Origin of the sequence: Bifidobacterium sp. ESL0763, assembly GCF_029433395.1 — a bacterium.
GTDB lineage: Bacteria > Actinomycetota > Actinomycetes > Actinomycetales > Bifidobacteriaceae > Bifidobacterium.
Window position 1 is genome coordinate 93109 of sequence record NZ_JAQTHW010000001.1, and the last position, 14466, is coordinate 107574.

The following is a 14466-nucleotide window of genomic DNA, read 5'->3' on the forward strand; positions in this document are numbered from 1 at the left end:
CGGCCGGAAAGACCATCGTCGGAACCGTCATTGCGAACGGCCATCGAACCGTTACCCGAAAACACCGTCCAACGTCGATATCCGAGGTTCCGGCGCTGGAACCGACGTTGCGAATCCACATCCAACATCATCATCCGAACAACGACCAGACGAAACCGGCAGCACTGCCATCACCCAACACCATCGCCCGGCACTCTTGCCGGCGACCCTTACTCGGGGTCGACGCCGCTGCTCTTGACTTCCTCGTAGACCTTCAGCGCGCGGCGCAGCGACGAGACAGAGCCGAAGCCACAGCGGTCGCCGATCTCCACCAAGGTGAGCGACGGCTGGCTCTTGCGCAGCTCCAGGGCTGCCTCGGTGCGTGCGCGGCGCACCAGGCTGGTGAAGTTGGTGTCGGCCTCCTGCAGCGCCAGCTGCACGGTGCGCACGGAGACGTTCTCGTGCTCGGCCGTCTTGGTGACGCTCAGCGTGGGATCGGTGTAGTTCTCGGAGACGTATTTGCGCACGCGCTCGATCAGCGGCATCACGCTCATGCCCTGCCCGAAGCAGGCGATGAGCAGCGAGCGCGCGACCCCGTCGGCCACCGTCTCGAGGGTGTCGACCATCTGCGAATGCGGGTTGTTGAGGTTGCAGGCGCTGACCACGAAGGCGAGCAGCGGCTGCAGCGAGACGACGTCGAGCTTGGAGCTCTGGCCCATCATCGAATAGGTCTTGTAGTCCGGCAGGATTGTGGCGAAGAGGCGGGAGGAGAGGCTCACCCCGATGAGCTCGTTGGCCGGGGCCGTGGTCTTGAAGACGACGTCGCCGGTGTCGGGCGGGATGAGGAAGACGCCCGGGTTGCGCCGCAGGATCTTGTTGTCCTGCGTGCTGATCTCGACGTGGCCGTGCAGCTGGAAGGTCATCGTGGCCATCTTGGCGGTGGGTCCCTCGCGCTTCCAGTCGAAGACCGTGGCCGGCAGGCTGATGTGCGAGAAGCTCACCTCGGGGAAGACCGCCGCCCTGGACGATATCTTCTTCTGGCCGCCCAGCGTCTGGAAATGCGCGTTGCCCACGGCGTTCGGATCGTATTGGTGGCTGGGGTCGTGGTCGGAGGATGTGTAATCGGTGGCCTTGATGTCGTTGGTCCGCACCGAGTCATTGCCCTGCTTGGCGAAGCGCACATTCCTGAGCTTGCCGTTCCTCAGCAAATCGTTACGGTCGAACATACCGAAATCTTACCGCCTTCCACCGCTCGATAATCGTTAAAGTCCAGCATACTAGCCCATCGGCACCATTCAAAACCCGATTTGAGGCCCGGGCGCGCATTTGGACAATCGTTTGACTACCCCCATTATAGCAAATGTATTACCGATTGTTGGCAATCATCATACTGGCGATTCACCGTTGATCGGCAGGTGCGGATGTGGATGCGGGCACGGACGTGCCGTTCCCCTTCAGCTCGTCCAGGCTGTCGGCGATGCGGCCGAGCAGCTCGACGGTCCGCTCGTCCGCGCGCGCCTCCTGCTGCTCGCCCTTGTCGGCCTCGGCCTGCTCCTGCTCATCCTTCTTGTTGAACAGCGCCTCGGAGACGTCGCGGAACTTGTTGATCGGCACGAGGATGCAGAAGTAGACGGCGACGGCGATCAGCAGGAAGTTGATCAACGCGCCCAGCACCGCGCCGAAGGAGACGGTGGAGTTGTTGAAGGTGACCGTCAGCAGGTTCTTCATGTTGGGCTTGCCAAAGATCATGGCGATCAGCGGGTTGATGAGGCTGTCGACGATGGAGTTGACCACCGAGGTCACCGCGGCGCCCATGACCACGCCGACGGCCATATCGATCATGTTGCCGCGAGAGATGAATTTCTTGAAACCGTTGAGCATATTGACCTCCTGTATTACTTTTGATTCCATCATAGGCATGACGCCCCTTCTCAGTCCTGCGCGGAATGCGACGACAGCTGCGGCGCGGGGACGTACCATCGCGCGCCCGGGCACGTCCCGCCCGCACCGAGCCGCAACCCACTACACCGAACCGGCATGATATCGATTCCATATCGCCTCCCACCTCGGGCGCATCAATGCTTTCCAGCGAAAAACGGAAAGTTTCGTCATCAAAAATTAACATTTGACGTCCGGTTTTTACGGACATCGGCCCCGGCGCGGTCTGCGGAATTCCTAGAATGAAAACCGACGATATAACCTAACGATGGAGCATCAATGCTGACCAATGAGTATGTGAAGCGCGTCTACGCGCAGGTGGAGCGCCGCGACGGCGACCAGCCCGAGTTCCTGCAGGCCGTGCGCGAGGTCTTCGAGACCCTGGAACCCGTGATCGAAAAGCACCCCGAATATGAGAAGAACGGCATCCTGGAGCGCCTGGTCGAGCCCGAGCGCGCCATCAAGTTCCGCGTCGCCTGGGTGGACGACGAAGGCCGCGTGCAGGTCAACCGCGGCTACCGCATCCAGTTCAACTCCGCGATCGGGCCCTACAAGGGCGGCCTGCGCCTGCACCCGACGGTGACCGAGTCCGTCATCAAGTTCCTCGGCTTCGAGCAGGTGCTGAAGAACTCGCTGACCGGCCTGCCGATGGGCGGCGCCAAGGGCGGCTCCGACTTCGACCCGAAGGGCCGCTCAGACGGCGAGGTGATGCACTTCTGCCAGGCCTTCATGACCGAGCTGCAGCGCCATATCGGCCAGTTCACCGACGTCCCGGCCGGCGACATCAACGTGGGCGCGCGCGAGATCGGCTACCTCTTCGGCCAGTACAAGCGCATCCGCAACGAGTACTCCGGCGTCCTGACCGGCAAGGGCCTGGAATACGGCGGCTCGCTGGCCCGCACCGAGGCGACCGGCTACGGCCTCTGCTACTACACCGCCGCCGCGCTGCGCACGCTTCGCGACGACTCCTTCGAGGGCAAGACCGTCGTGGTCTCCGGCTCCGGCAACGTGGCCGTCTTCGCCATCGAGAAGGCACAGCAGATGGGCGCGAAGGTCGTCACCTGCTCGGATTCCAACGGCTACGTCTACGACCCCGAGGGCATCAAGCTCGACGTGGTCAAGGACATCAAGATCGCGCACCGCGGCCGCATCAAGGAGTACGCCGATCGCGTGCCGGGCGCCGAATACCACGAGGGCAGCAAGGGCGTCTGGACGGTGAAGTGCGACATCGCGCTGCCGTGCGCCACCCAGAACGAGGTCGACGGTGAGTCCGCGGCCACGCTGGTGCGTAACGGCTGCAAGGTCGTCTGCGAGGGCGCGAACATGCCCTCGACGCCCGAAGCCATCGAGACCTACCAGAAGGCCGGCCTGCTCTACGGGCCTGCCAAGGCTTCGAACGCGGGCGGCGTGGCCGTCTCCGGCCTGGAGATGAGCCAGAACTCGTACCGCCTTTCCTGGACCTTCGACGAGGTCGACGGCAAGCTCAAGGACATCATGGAGAACATCGTCGCCGAATCGCTGGCCGCCGCCAAGGAGTACGGCCACGAGGGCGATCTGATGCTCGGCGCGAACGCCGCCGGCTTCGTGAAGGTCGCCAACGCCATGGTCGCCCAGGGCGTCTGCTGAGTAATCGGGCACAGCCGGTTCCGGCCAATCAGGTCGGGCCGGCGAATCGCGAACGGAACCCGCTGCCGATGTCATATTGGAGATATCGGCTGGCGGGTTCCGTCGTATTTCCGTGGATATGAACCATGGGCGGACATAAATCCAAAGGTCAATGGCTGGAACCCAAAAAGGCGACACCGGGATGATCCGGCGTCGCCTTCCTTATATATGAAAATGCCAATCCTTCGTGGGGCAGCGCGCAGGCCTTCGCACATCTGAGGAAATTCGGGAACATGCGCGACCGGCCACGTGGCCGTCAGAAGCATCTGTCAGGAGTGGGTGGCGCCGGGCACACGCGCGAACACGTCGCGGTGCGAGTGGACCACCTGGAAGCGGCTCGCGGGCCAGTAGTCGAGCATCGCCACGCCCTTCACACGACCCAGCGGCACGAGGCCGTGGTTGCCGTCGTCGGCGTGGTAGCGCGAGTCGGCGGAATTGGCGCGGTTGTCGCCGAGCACGAAGATGTTGCCGTCGGTCACCTTGGTCTTGAAGGCAAAACTGCTGGGCTGCACGCCGTCCTTGATGTACGCGCTCTCGTCGACGGCCACGCCGTTGACGGTCACCGGGGCGCCCGCGCCCTTGCAGGCCACCACGTCGCCGGGCAGGCCGATGACGCGCTTGACCAGGTCGTTGGAGGCGTAGATGTTGGTGGAATGCAGCCAGTTGGCGGGGTCCTTGAAGACCACCACGTCGCCGCGGTGCAGCTTGACGATGCGCGGCGCCAAGCGGTTGGTGACGATGTGGTCACCCACTTCGAGCGTGTCCTCCATGGAGCCGGAGGGGATCATATAGAGCCCGAAGACGAACATGCGCAACACGCTGGCCACCACGATGGCGATGAGGCAGCAGATGAGGATATAGAGGACGTCCTCGTAGCCTAGCCAGCCGGACGAGGCCTTGACGTGGGCGCCGAGTTTCGATTTGGGATCGCGTTGGGACTGCTGGGCGGCCTTCGCCACGGTTCTGGCGGACTTGCCGGCCCTGGCATCCTTGGCTGCCTCGTCCGCGCTGGCGGAATCGTGCTGTCCGGAGGCGGACCCACCGGCATCGGGCAAGACACTGCCCCGAGCGATATCTTCCGACTGCTGTTCCTCGGTCACTTACTCACTCCCATGCATCGCGTGTACCTGCCGAACCCGCTCTTCCCCTGCCATCCATCTTAGCGCGCCTGCAATGCCTTCGCTGGCATGAATCGCCCGGGAAACCGGCGGTGGCGCGGCTCGGGATATCAGTCGTCGCCGAGGGTGACGTGCACGCCGCCGACCAGCTGGCTGATGACGTTGTAGAGCGCCGCGACGATGACGGCGAAGAGCGTGGCGATCACGACTTCGACGATGGCGACGATGGTGACCGTGCTGATCACCGTGCTGAACGAGAAGACGCTGGCGAGGTTGAATCCGCCGGCGTCGAGACCCGTGGAGGAGACGATCTGGGTGACCTGGTCGAAGACGCCGACCACGTTGAGCAGCGCCCAGATGAGCGCCACGGCGACGATCTGGATGATGCCCGCGGCCACGGAGAGCAGGAACGTCACCTTGGCCACCGACCATGCGTCGATGCGGGTCAGCGAGAGGCTCATGCGGCGGGCGCGGGGCTTGCGGCGCTTGCTGATGCCGATGTGCGCGGACGGGCTGGCGCCGCCGGTGGGCTGTGCGGAACGCGCCACACGCGGGGCGGCGTGCCCTCGCTCGCCTTCGCCCTGCTCGCCTTCGGGGCGCAGCGCCCGCTCGAACTCGTTGCCGTTGGGGCTCTCGCTCATGCTTTCTCCTTGGATCCCATGGCCATGCCCTGCTTGTGCGCGGAGGAGGCCTTATTCGCACGATTCATCTAGCTCGAGGCTACCAGTCTTCACCGACGAAAAGCGGGGATTCCCGCGGCGGCGAGGACCCGGCACGGACCCTGTGCCCGGTGGCCAAAATGCCGCTTGGATACGCGAATCGCGGCCACCGGCATCCGGGGATGTCCATGGCCGCGATTCGATCGGCGGCTTGCGGGCCTGGGGCCCTAGGGCCTTGGCTGGCGCCTATTCGGCGTCGACTGCGGGCTTGCTTTCGCCGTCGTCGCCATCTGCGATTTCGGCGTCGGCGGCCTTGGCCTCGCCCTCGCCTGCGGCCGCGTCGGTCGCCTTGTCGGCGGCGGTATCGGCGCCGTCGGCCTGAGTGCCTTCGGCGTTCTCGTCGTCGTCATCGGTCTCGCTGTTGCGGGCGATGGAGATGATCTCGTCCTTCTTGTCGGGCTTGGCCAGCGTGACGCCCTGTGTGTTGCGCCCGGTGCGCTTGACCTCGTTGACGTCGGAGCGGATGACCTTGCCGGACTTCATGATGGCCATCACCTGGTCGCTGTCGCGCACGATGAGCGCGCCCACCAGCTCGCCGCGCCCGTCGGCCAGCTGCAGCGCCTTGACGCCGTAGCCGTTGCGGCCCTGGAGGCGGTATTCGTCGATATCGGTGCGCTTGGCGAAGCCCTCGTTGGTGACCACGAGCAGGTCGAGCTCCTCGTCCTGGTCGGCGCGGACCACGTCCATCGCCAGCAGCTCGTCGCCGTCGCGGAACTTCATGCCCTGCACGCCGGCGGTCTGGCGGCCCATGGGCCTCAGCTGCTCGTCGTCGGCCTTGAACTTGAGGCTCATGCCGTGGCGCGAGACGAGGATGATGTCGTCCTCGGCGTTGCACAGCGTCGCGCCGATCAGCTCGTCGGCCGGCTCGCCGGTCTCGGGGTCGGCCATCAGGCGCACGGCGATGAGGCCGCCCTGGCGGTTGGAGTCATACTGCACCAGCGGGGTCTTCTTGACCTTGCCGGAACGGGTGGCGAGCACCAGGTACTTGGCCACCTCGTAGTTCGGGATGGAGAGCACGGCCTGGATGGACTCGTCGGGCGCCAGCTGCAGCAGGTTCGCCACGTGCTGGCCTTTGGAGTCGCGGGAGCCCTCGGGCAGCTCGTAGGCCTTGAGCCTGAAGACGCGGCCGCGGTTGGTGAAGAAGAGGATCCAGTTGTGCGTGGAGGTCAGGAAGAAGTGGTCGACCACGTCGTCCTGGCGCAGCTTGGCGCCCCTGATGCCCTTGCCACCGCGGTGCTGGGCGCGGTATTCGTCGGCCTTGGTGCGCTTGACGAAGCCGGAGTGCGTGACGGTGACCACCACGTTCTCGTCGGCGATCAGGTCCTCGTCGCTCATCTCGCCGGAGAACGGCAGGATCTTGGTGCGGCGTTCGTCGCCGTACTTGGCCACGATCTCGTCAAGCTCGTCGCCCACGATCTGGCGTTCGCGCTCGGGGCTGGAGAGGATGTCGTTGTAGTCGGCGATCTTCCTCATCAGCTCGTTGTGCTCGTCGAGGATCTTCTGGCGCTCCAACGCGGCGAGACGACGCAGCTGCATCGCCAGGATCGCGTCGGCCTGCGCGGTGTCGACGTCGAGCAGGTCCTTCAGGCCGTTGCGCGCGGTCTCCACGTCCTTGGAGGCGCGGATCAGCGCGATGACCTCGTCGATCATGTCGAGGGCCTTCAGGTAGCCCTGCAGGATGTGGTCGCGTTCCTCGGCCTCGCGCTTGAGGTAGCGGGTGCGCCTGTCGATGACCTCGATCTGGTGGGTGACCCAGTGGCTGACGAAGGCGTCGAGCGAAAGGGTGCGCGGCACGTTGTCGACCAGGGCGAGCATGTTGGCGCCGAAGGTCTGCTGCAGCTGGGTGTGCTTGTAGAGGTTGTTCAAAACGACCTTCGGCACGGCGTCGCGCTTCAAAATGAGCACGAGGCGCTGGCCGGTGCGGCCGGAGGTCTCGTCGCGCATGTCGGCGATGCCCTGGATCTTGCCGTCGCGCACGGCGTCGCGGATCGAGGCGGCGAGGCGATCAGGGTTGACCTGGTAGGGCAGCTCGGTGACCACCAGGCACATGCGGCCCTTGATCTCCTCGGTGTTGACCACGGCGCGCATGGTGATGAGGCCACGGCCGGTGCGGTAGGCCTTCTCGATGCCCTTGTGGCCGAGGATGGTGGCGCCGGTGGGGAAGTCCGGGCCCTTGATGCGCTGCAGCAGCGCCTCGAGCAGCTCTTCCTTGGTGGCGTCCGGGTGGTCCAGCGCCCAGTGCACGCCATCGGCGACCTCGCGCATGTTGTGCGGGGGGATGTTGGTGGCCATGCCCACGGCGATGCCGGAGGAACCGTTGACCAAGAGGTTCGGGAAGCGGGCGGGGAGCACGGTGGGCTCCTGCGTCTTGCCGTCGTAGTTGGGCACGAAGTCGACGGTGTCCTTGTCGATGTCGCGCACCATCTCCATGGCCAGCGGCGCCATGCGGCACTCGGTGTAACGCATGGCGGCGGCGGGGTCGTCGCCCGGGGAGCCGAAGTTGCCCTGGCCGTCGACGAGCAGGTAGCGCATCGACCACGACTGGGCCATGCGCACCAGGGTGTCGTAGATGGCGGAGTCGCCGTGCGGATGGTACTTGCCCATCACGTCGCCCACGACGCGGGAGCACTTGTTGTAGCCGCGGTCGGGGCGGTAGCCGCCGTCGTACATCGCGTAGATCACACGGCGGTGCACCGGCTTCATGCCATCGCGCACGTCGGGGAGCGCGCGCTCCACGATCACGGAGAGCGAGTACGCCAGGTAGGACTCTCGCATCTCCTGGCCCAGGTCGATGCGCTGGATGCGTTCGCCGGTCATCAGGCCGTAGTCGGTGTTGTCGGCCTCCTGCGGGCTCAACGGCTCGAGCGCGCCACCGGGGATGTACTCGTCATCGTTGTCATTGCTGTTGTTGTTTTCGTCTGCCACGCTAAATCCTTATGTCTTTGAAAATCCTGCGTTCGATGCTGCGTCCCGTTCATCTCCGCCTAGGCGTCGATGAACCTCGCATCGTGGGCGTTGCGCTGGATGAAGAGCCTGCGCGGCTCCACCTCGTCGCCCATCAGCATCGAGAAGGTCTCGTCGGCGCGCGCGGCGTCCTCGATCTCCACCTGCTTCAGGATGCGGTGCTCGGGGTCCATGGTGGTGCTCCACAGCTCCTGGTAGCTCATCTCGCCGAGGCCCTTGTAGCGCTGGATGCCTTCGCCCTTGGGCAGCTGGCGTCCGGCCTCCTTGCCCTCGCGAAGCACGCGGTCGCGCTCGGCGTCGGTGTAGACGAAGCTGTGCGCGCCCTTGGTCCACTTGATGCGGTAGAGCGGCGGCATCGCCACGTAGACGTAGCCGGCGTAGATCATCGGCCGCATGTAGCGGAAGAAGAGCGTCAAGTTCAGCGTCGCGATATGCGCGCCGTCCACATCGGCGTCGGCCATGATGATGACCTTGTGGTAGCGCACCTTGTTGATGTCGAAGTCCTCGCCGTAGCCGCCGCCGACCGCGGTGATCAGCGCTTCGATGGTGTCGGACTTCATGATGCGGTCGATGGAGGCGCGCTCGGTGTTGAGGATCTTGCCTCGCAGCGGCAGGATGGCCTGCGTGATCGGGTTGCGGCCCTGGATGGCGGAGCCGCCTGCGGAATCGCCCTCGACGATGAACAGCTCGCATTCCTCGGGGTTGTTGGACTGGCAGTCCTTGAGCTTGTCGGGCATGCCGGCGGTCTCGAAGACGGACTTGCGGCGCGTGTTCTCGCGGGCCTTCTTGGCGGCGATGCGCGCGTGCGAGGCCTCGAGCGCCTTCTGGATGATGTTCTTGGCGTCGCTCGGATGGGCGTCGAACCAGTCGCCGAGGCGGTCGGTCATCACGCGCTGCACGAAGGTCTTGGCCTCCGAGTTGCCGAGCTTGGTCTTGGTCTGGCCCTCGAACTGCGGGTTGGTGAGCTTGACGGAGACGACGGCGGTGAGGCCCTCGCGCACGTCGTCGCCAGAGAGGTTGTCGTCCTTCTCCTTCAGGAGGTTCTTGTCGCGCGCGTAGCGGTTGACCAGGCTGGTCAGCGCGGCGCGGAAGCCCTCCTCGTGGGCGCCGCCCTCGGTGGTGGAGATGGTGTTGGCGAAGGTGTGCACGGCCTCGGAATAGGCGGTGGTCCACTGCAGCGCGATCTCGGCGGAGATGCCCAGCTTGAGGTCCTCGGCCTCCAGGTCGATGACCTCCTCCTCGATCGGGGTGGCCTTGCGCGACTTCACCAGGTAGTCGACGTAGTCCTTGATGCCGTTCTGGTAGCAGTAGGAGACGGTCTGGTTCTTCTCCTCGCCGTCCTCGTCGCCCTGCTCGCCGGCCACCTCGTCGCCGGCCTGGTCGGGCTTGCGCTCGTCGGTGAGGCTGATGCGCAGGCCCTTGTTGAGGAAGGCCATCTGCTGGAAGCGCGAGCGCAGCGTCTCGAAGTCGTAGGTGGTGGTCTCGAAGATCTCGGGGTCGGCCCAGAACGTCACGGACGTGCCGGTGGACTCGTCGTCGGCCAGGGGCGCACCCTGCTTGAGCGGCGCGGTGGCCTTCTGGTTCTTGAAGTTCTGCGTCCAGTGGTAGCCCTGGCGGCGCACCTCCACGTCGATCTCGGTGGAGAGCGCGTTGACGACGCTGATGCCGACGCCGTGCAGGCCGCCGGAGACCGCGTAGCCGCCGCCGCCGAACTTGCCGCCGGCGTGCAGCTTGGTCATCACCGTCTCGACGCCGGAGACGCCCTCGCCGGGCACCTCGTCGACGGGGATGCCGCGGCCGTTGTCGACCACGCGAATGCCGCCATCGGCCAGGATCGTGACCTCGATGTGCGAAGCATAGCCCGCGAGCGCCTCGTCGACGGAGTTGTCGACGATCTCGTAGACCAGGTGGTGCAGGCCGCGGGGGCCGGTGGAGCCGATGTACATGCCCGGGCGGATGCGCACGGCCTCGAGGCCCTCCAGGACCCTCAGATCGCTGGCGTCGTAATGCTGCGGGGCCAATGAGTCGTCAAGCTGGGCGTCTTCGAGCTGGTCCTCCTGGGGCTCGTCGGCGTCGTTGACATTGCTTTGTGAATCCGCTTCTGGATTTGCCACAAGGTTCCTTCCTGCGATTTCCTCCGTAGGAAAGGGTTCCCGCGAAGGCGATACACTCTAGAAAGCAAATAATGGGGCCTTCTAGGCTGGTAACTCCAATATGGACTATTTTACCAGCTTATGGGGACTTTTCGTCATTGCCCCCGTGGAGCGAATTTTTGGGTTTTTACCCGGTCTTATCGCCGTTTTTCGCGGGCATGCCAGCATATGGGCGTGGTGTACGTGGCGATATATCCGCCCCTCAGCCGCGGCGGGGATAGCGGCGGGCGCCGCCCGTGTAGCGGTTGAAACGGTGCGACTGAGGGCCGGTGACGTGGATCTCGCGCACGTCGAGGCCTTCGAGGCGCTGGCGGATGGTCTTCTTGAGCTGGGGGATGAGGTAGGTCAGCTGCGTGGCCCACACCGTCGATTCGGCGCGGATGGTGAGCACTCCGTCGGCGAGGCTGGTGACCTCGGAATGGCGGGCGATGCCGGCGCCGACCACTTGGTCCCAGTGGTTGCGCAGCTGCGCGATCTTCAGATGGGGCACCCAGTCGCCCTGCCGGGCCATAGCCGCCATCACACCGCCGAGCCTGCCCGGGTCGCGCCCCGGCTTGCCGAAGTTTTGCCAGGCCTCCTCCTCGCGCCTTGCCCATTCGCGGCGCACCATCGAGCGCGAGGAGAGCTTGTCGAAGACCTGGGCGGGCAGCTTGCGCTCGTCGAGTTTCAGGGCGAGGGCTATCGGTTCCTTCATGCCGCCTCCCCGTCGCCTGATGTGCCTGAGTCGCTTGGTTCCTCGGAAATATCGGCATCCTGCGGCCCGCGCGCGGCCTTCAGCTGGGCGACCAGCGCGGCGTTGGCGTCATCGCTGCCTTCGCGCAGCTGCCCCACGTCGATGATGTTGACCCCGCCGAGCCCCGCCGCCCGCTCGGGGATGTCGCTGCCGGAGGCCACGGTGACGAGCACCTGGTCCTGGCCGAGGGCGAAGTCGAGGATCTGGCTGCGCCGGTGCTCGTCGAGCTGGGCGAAGACGTCGTCGAGGATCACGATGGGCCTGACCCCGCGCGTCTCGGCGATCTGGTCGAAGAGCGCCATCTTCAGGGCGAGGGCGAGCGTCCACATCTCGCCGTTGGAGGCGAACTCGCGGGCGGGCATGCCCGCCAACGTGAAGGCGAGATCGTCGCGGTGCGGGCCGATGAGGTTGCGTCCGCGCGCCACCTCGCCGGCGTAGAGCCGCTGGAAGTGCCTGCTGATCTCCGGGCCGGGATCGGTGAATTGCAGCACCTCGTCGAAGGAGGGCTCGTACTCGAGTCCCACGTCCTGGCCACCGCCGGCCAGCCGGTCGTATATCTCGGCGAACGGCCCGGCCAGATTGCGCACCAGTTCGGCCCGCGCACGGGTGAGGGCCACGCCTTCGGCGATGAACTGCCCGGTCCACACCTCGAGGCCGCTCAGGGCCGCCTGCTGCCGGTCGGGGGTCTCCTCGCGCTGCTGCAACTGCTTGAGCAACGCCACGCGCTGCCGTGCGATCTTGGTGGTGGCGGACAGGTGCGCCGCGTAGTCGGGGGAGAAGAGCGCGCCTGCCTGGTCGAGGAATCCGCGCCGGGTGGCCGGGTCTCCGGAGACGAGGCGCTGGTCCTCGGGGGTGAACGAGACGCTGGAGACGCGGCCGACGATGTCGCGCATGTAGAGCGAGGGGCCGCCGTTGACGCGGCCGCGGTTGGCCCCGCGCGCGGCGATGGTCACCTCGTAGGTGGTCGGCTTCCCCGCTTCGACGTCGCCTTCACCATCGGCAGCTTCCCCGGCATCGCCCTCGTTGACATTGGCGCGGATGGTGGCCTTGCGCTCACCGCGCTCGATCAGCGGCAGGGTGCTGGAGACGCGGTGGCTCGAACCGGTGGAGAGCATCTCGACGGCCTCGACCACGTTGGTCTTGCCCAGCCCATTGACGCCCTTGAGGATGTTGATGCCCGGCGTGAAGTCGACGACCACATGGCCCCATGAGCGGAAGTGGTCGAGCACCAGCCGTGAGATGTACACGCATCCTCCTTGCATCCGTTGTTCCGATTATCCCGACATGACACATCCGGCCAGCCCGTTCCGCGCCGCGACTCTGACACATCGTGACCCATAGGTCACACCATAGGGATCACGAACGGACAGCCGAACGGGACGGCAAGCCGTTGCGAAACCATTGCGAACCGATAGTCCGAAAGGCACTCACGCGCCGTCAGGCTATCCCGATTCGATAAACCGAAGAGTGCATATACCCTCCGGTTTATTCATTCCTACGGCGAAAACACCTTACGGGGTTCAACGTTTTTGCCCGCCCCGCAAAGCCTGCCGTCAGTTGTTGAAGCGCATCGGCACGAGCAGGTAGCGGTAGTCCATCGACTCGTCCGAATCGGCCTCCTGCTGCCCGTTGAACTCCACGGGCTTGACGGCGGTCGTCATCTTCATGCGCACGAACGGCTCGGTGATCGCGCTCAGTCCCTCGATCAGGTAGGAGGGGTTGAAGGCGACGGTGATGTTCTCGCCGTCCATGTCGACGTCGAGCACCTCCTTGGCCTGCGACTCGTCGGCGGTGCCGGCGGTCATCGTCAGCGTCTGGCCCTCGAAGACCATGCGGATCGGCGCGTTGCGTTCGGCCACCAGCGACACACGCTTGATCGCGTTGAGCAGCGACTGCTTGTCGATGACGGCCTCGATCGGGTATTCGTCGGCGAAGAGGCGGTCGACCGCGGGGAACTCTCCGTCGATCAGCTGCGAGGTCGACACCCTTCCGGCGTTCTCGAAACCAAGCAACGACGGGCTTTCGGTGTCGAAATCGACCGTGACGTTCTGGTGCTCGTCGACCGCGCGCGCCACATCATGCAGCAGCGAGCCGCGCACCAGGGTCTGGGTGCTGACGTCCGGATCCTGCGGAGTCCAGGAGAAGCTGGAACGCGAGAGGCGGAACCGGTCGGTGGAGGTCATGACGACCTTGTTGCCCTCGAACTGGATGCGCACGCCTGTCAGGACCGGACGGTTCTCCTCACGAGAGACCGCCACGCAGGCCTGAGAGACCGCCTGGACGAAGGTGGGGGTGTCGACCTGGCCGAGCAGCGGCGGCACATCGGGCAGATCCGGGTATTCAGACTCGGGCATGAGCTGCATGTTGAAGGTCGACTTGCCCGAGGTGATGGTCAGCGTGGTGTCGGTGGTCGACAGATACGCCTTCTCCTGGGGCAGCGACTTGGAGATGTCGGCGAGCAGCTTGCCAAGCACGAGAACGCTTCCGGCCTCGTCGACCCCGGCCTCGATGTGGTTGCGGGCCGAGATCTCGTAGTTGAAGGCTGAAAGGTGGAGCGATCCGTCGGCGGCGTTGAGGCGGATGCCCGCGAGGATCGGGTTGGCGGGACGGGCGTCGATGACGCGGGTGGTCCAGGCGACCGCGTCGGCGAGCGCCGTTGAGTTGACTTCGACTTTCATATGCTCCTGCTTTCAGAGGGTTTTGCTGCTATCCAGTCTAGTTGCTTTTTTGGAAGGTGGGATTGGGATTCAAGGCGACCCGGTTATCGTTGCGACGATGAAACGTAAGATAGTTCAGTAATCATGTCAATAAGCACGGTGAATATGTGGATAACCCTGAAAAGCCAGTGAACGCCTTGGCATCGAACGCTTTCAGGTGTGTGGATAACTTTGCGGAGAATTGTGGATAAAAGGCTTGGTTATCCACAGGAACTCGTTTGCTTTTCAGTTGTCCACAATTTTTGGGGATTAGTCCACGAGTACTCCACCGAAAAATGTGGGTATATCCACCGCTTATCCGCAGCTTTTACCCACATCTGTGCATAAATCGGTGGATAACTTTTCGTCGTATTCTTTCCACACCCGGTGTGTCGCGCGGTGGACAACGGCGAAATCGCGCGAATGCCGTCCTGGATGGCGTTCTCCTGGATGCGGTCTTTTCGGCCGGCAGAGTCCCTGTGCGCGACGCGGCCTCAAGCT

10 protein-coding genes are annotated in these 14466 nt (G+C 64.7%); 1 reads left to right on the forward strand and 9 read right to left on the reverse strand.

Going from position 1 to position 14466, the window contains the following annotated elements; translation table 11 throughout:
- Positions 1 to 209: 209 nt before the first annotated feature.
- Together PT282_RS00305 and mscL are read right to left on the reverse strand one after the other, a co-directional pair.
- The gene (locus PT282_RS00305) at positions 210 to 1205 is read right to left on the reverse strand and encodes a helix-turn-helix domain-containing protein (RefSeq protein ID WP_277167591.1); all 996 of its coding nucleotides are present in this window, start codon (positions 1203 to 1205) and stop codon (positions 210 to 212) included.
- A gap of 172 nt (positions 1206 to 1377) precedes the next feature.
- Positions 1378 to 1860, reverse strand: coding sequence for a large conductance mechanosensitive channel protein MscL (mscL, locus tag PT282_RS00310; protein ID WP_277167714.1), 483 nt, complete (start codon positions 1858 to 1860; stop codon positions 1378 to 1380).
- Positions 1861 to 2196: 336 nt separating this feature from the next.
- Here mscL and gdhA point away from each other — a divergent pair, with 336 nt between their 5' ends.
- The gene (gene gdhA, locus PT282_RS00315; protein ID WP_277167592.1) at positions 2197 to 3543 is read left to right on the forward strand and encodes an NADP-specific glutamate dehydrogenase; all 1347 of its coding nucleotides are present in this window, start codon (positions 2197 to 2199) and stop codon (positions 3541 to 3543) included.
- Between the two features lie 308 nt (positions 3544 to 3851).
- Here gdhA and lepB read toward each other — a convergent pair whose 3' ends face one another.
- From lepB to dnaN, 7 genes are all read right to left on the reverse strand, one after another.
- A complete protein-coding gene (gene lepB / locus PT282_RS00320) occupies positions 3852 to 4682 on the reverse strand; it encodes a signal peptidase I (protein ID WP_277167594.1) in 831 nt (276 codons plus the stop codon).
- Positions 4683 to 4810: 128 nt separating this feature from the next.
- Positions 4811 to 5341: a DUF3566 domain-containing protein gene (locus PT282_RS00325; RefSeq protein ID WP_277167596.1), complete on the reverse strand. Its 531-nt coding sequence runs from the start codon at positions 5339 to 5341 to the stop codon at positions 4811 to 4813.
- A 264-nt stretch (positions 5342 to 5605) separates the two neighbouring features.
- Entirely contained in the window at positions 5606 to 8344 is a 2739-nt protein-coding gene (gyrA, locus tag PT282_RS00330; RefSeq protein WP_277167598.1) for a DNA gyrase subunit A, read from the reverse strand.
- 59 nt (positions 8345 to 8403) lie between these two features.
- Positions 8404 to 10497, reverse strand: coding sequence for a DNA topoisomerase (ATP-hydrolyzing) subunit B (gyrB, locus tag PT282_RS00335; protein WP_277167600.1), 2094 nt, complete (start codon positions 10495 to 10497; stop codon positions 8404 to 8406).
- Positions 10498 to 10738: 241 nt separating this feature from the next.
- A complete protein-coding gene (locus PT282_RS00340; protein WP_277167602.1) occupies positions 10739 to 11230 on the reverse strand; it encodes a DUF721 domain-containing protein in 492 nt (163 codons plus the stop codon).
- Complete coding sequence (gene recF, locus PT282_RS00345) at positions 11227 to 12516, reverse strand: DNA replication/repair protein RecF (RefSeq protein WP_277167603.1); 1290 nt, start codon at positions 12514 to 12516, stop codon at positions 11227 to 11229. The genes PT282_RS00340 and recF overlap by 4 nt, the downstream gene beginning before the upstream one ends.
- Positions 12517 to 12822: 306 nt before the next feature.
- Positions 12823 to 13947 (reverse strand): DNA polymerase III subunit beta, encoded by a 1125-nt coding sequence (gene dnaN, locus PT282_RS00350; protein WP_277167604.1) that lies wholly within the window; start codon positions 13945 to 13947, stop codon positions 12823 to 12825.
- Positions 13948 to 14466 lie beyond the last annotated feature (519 nt).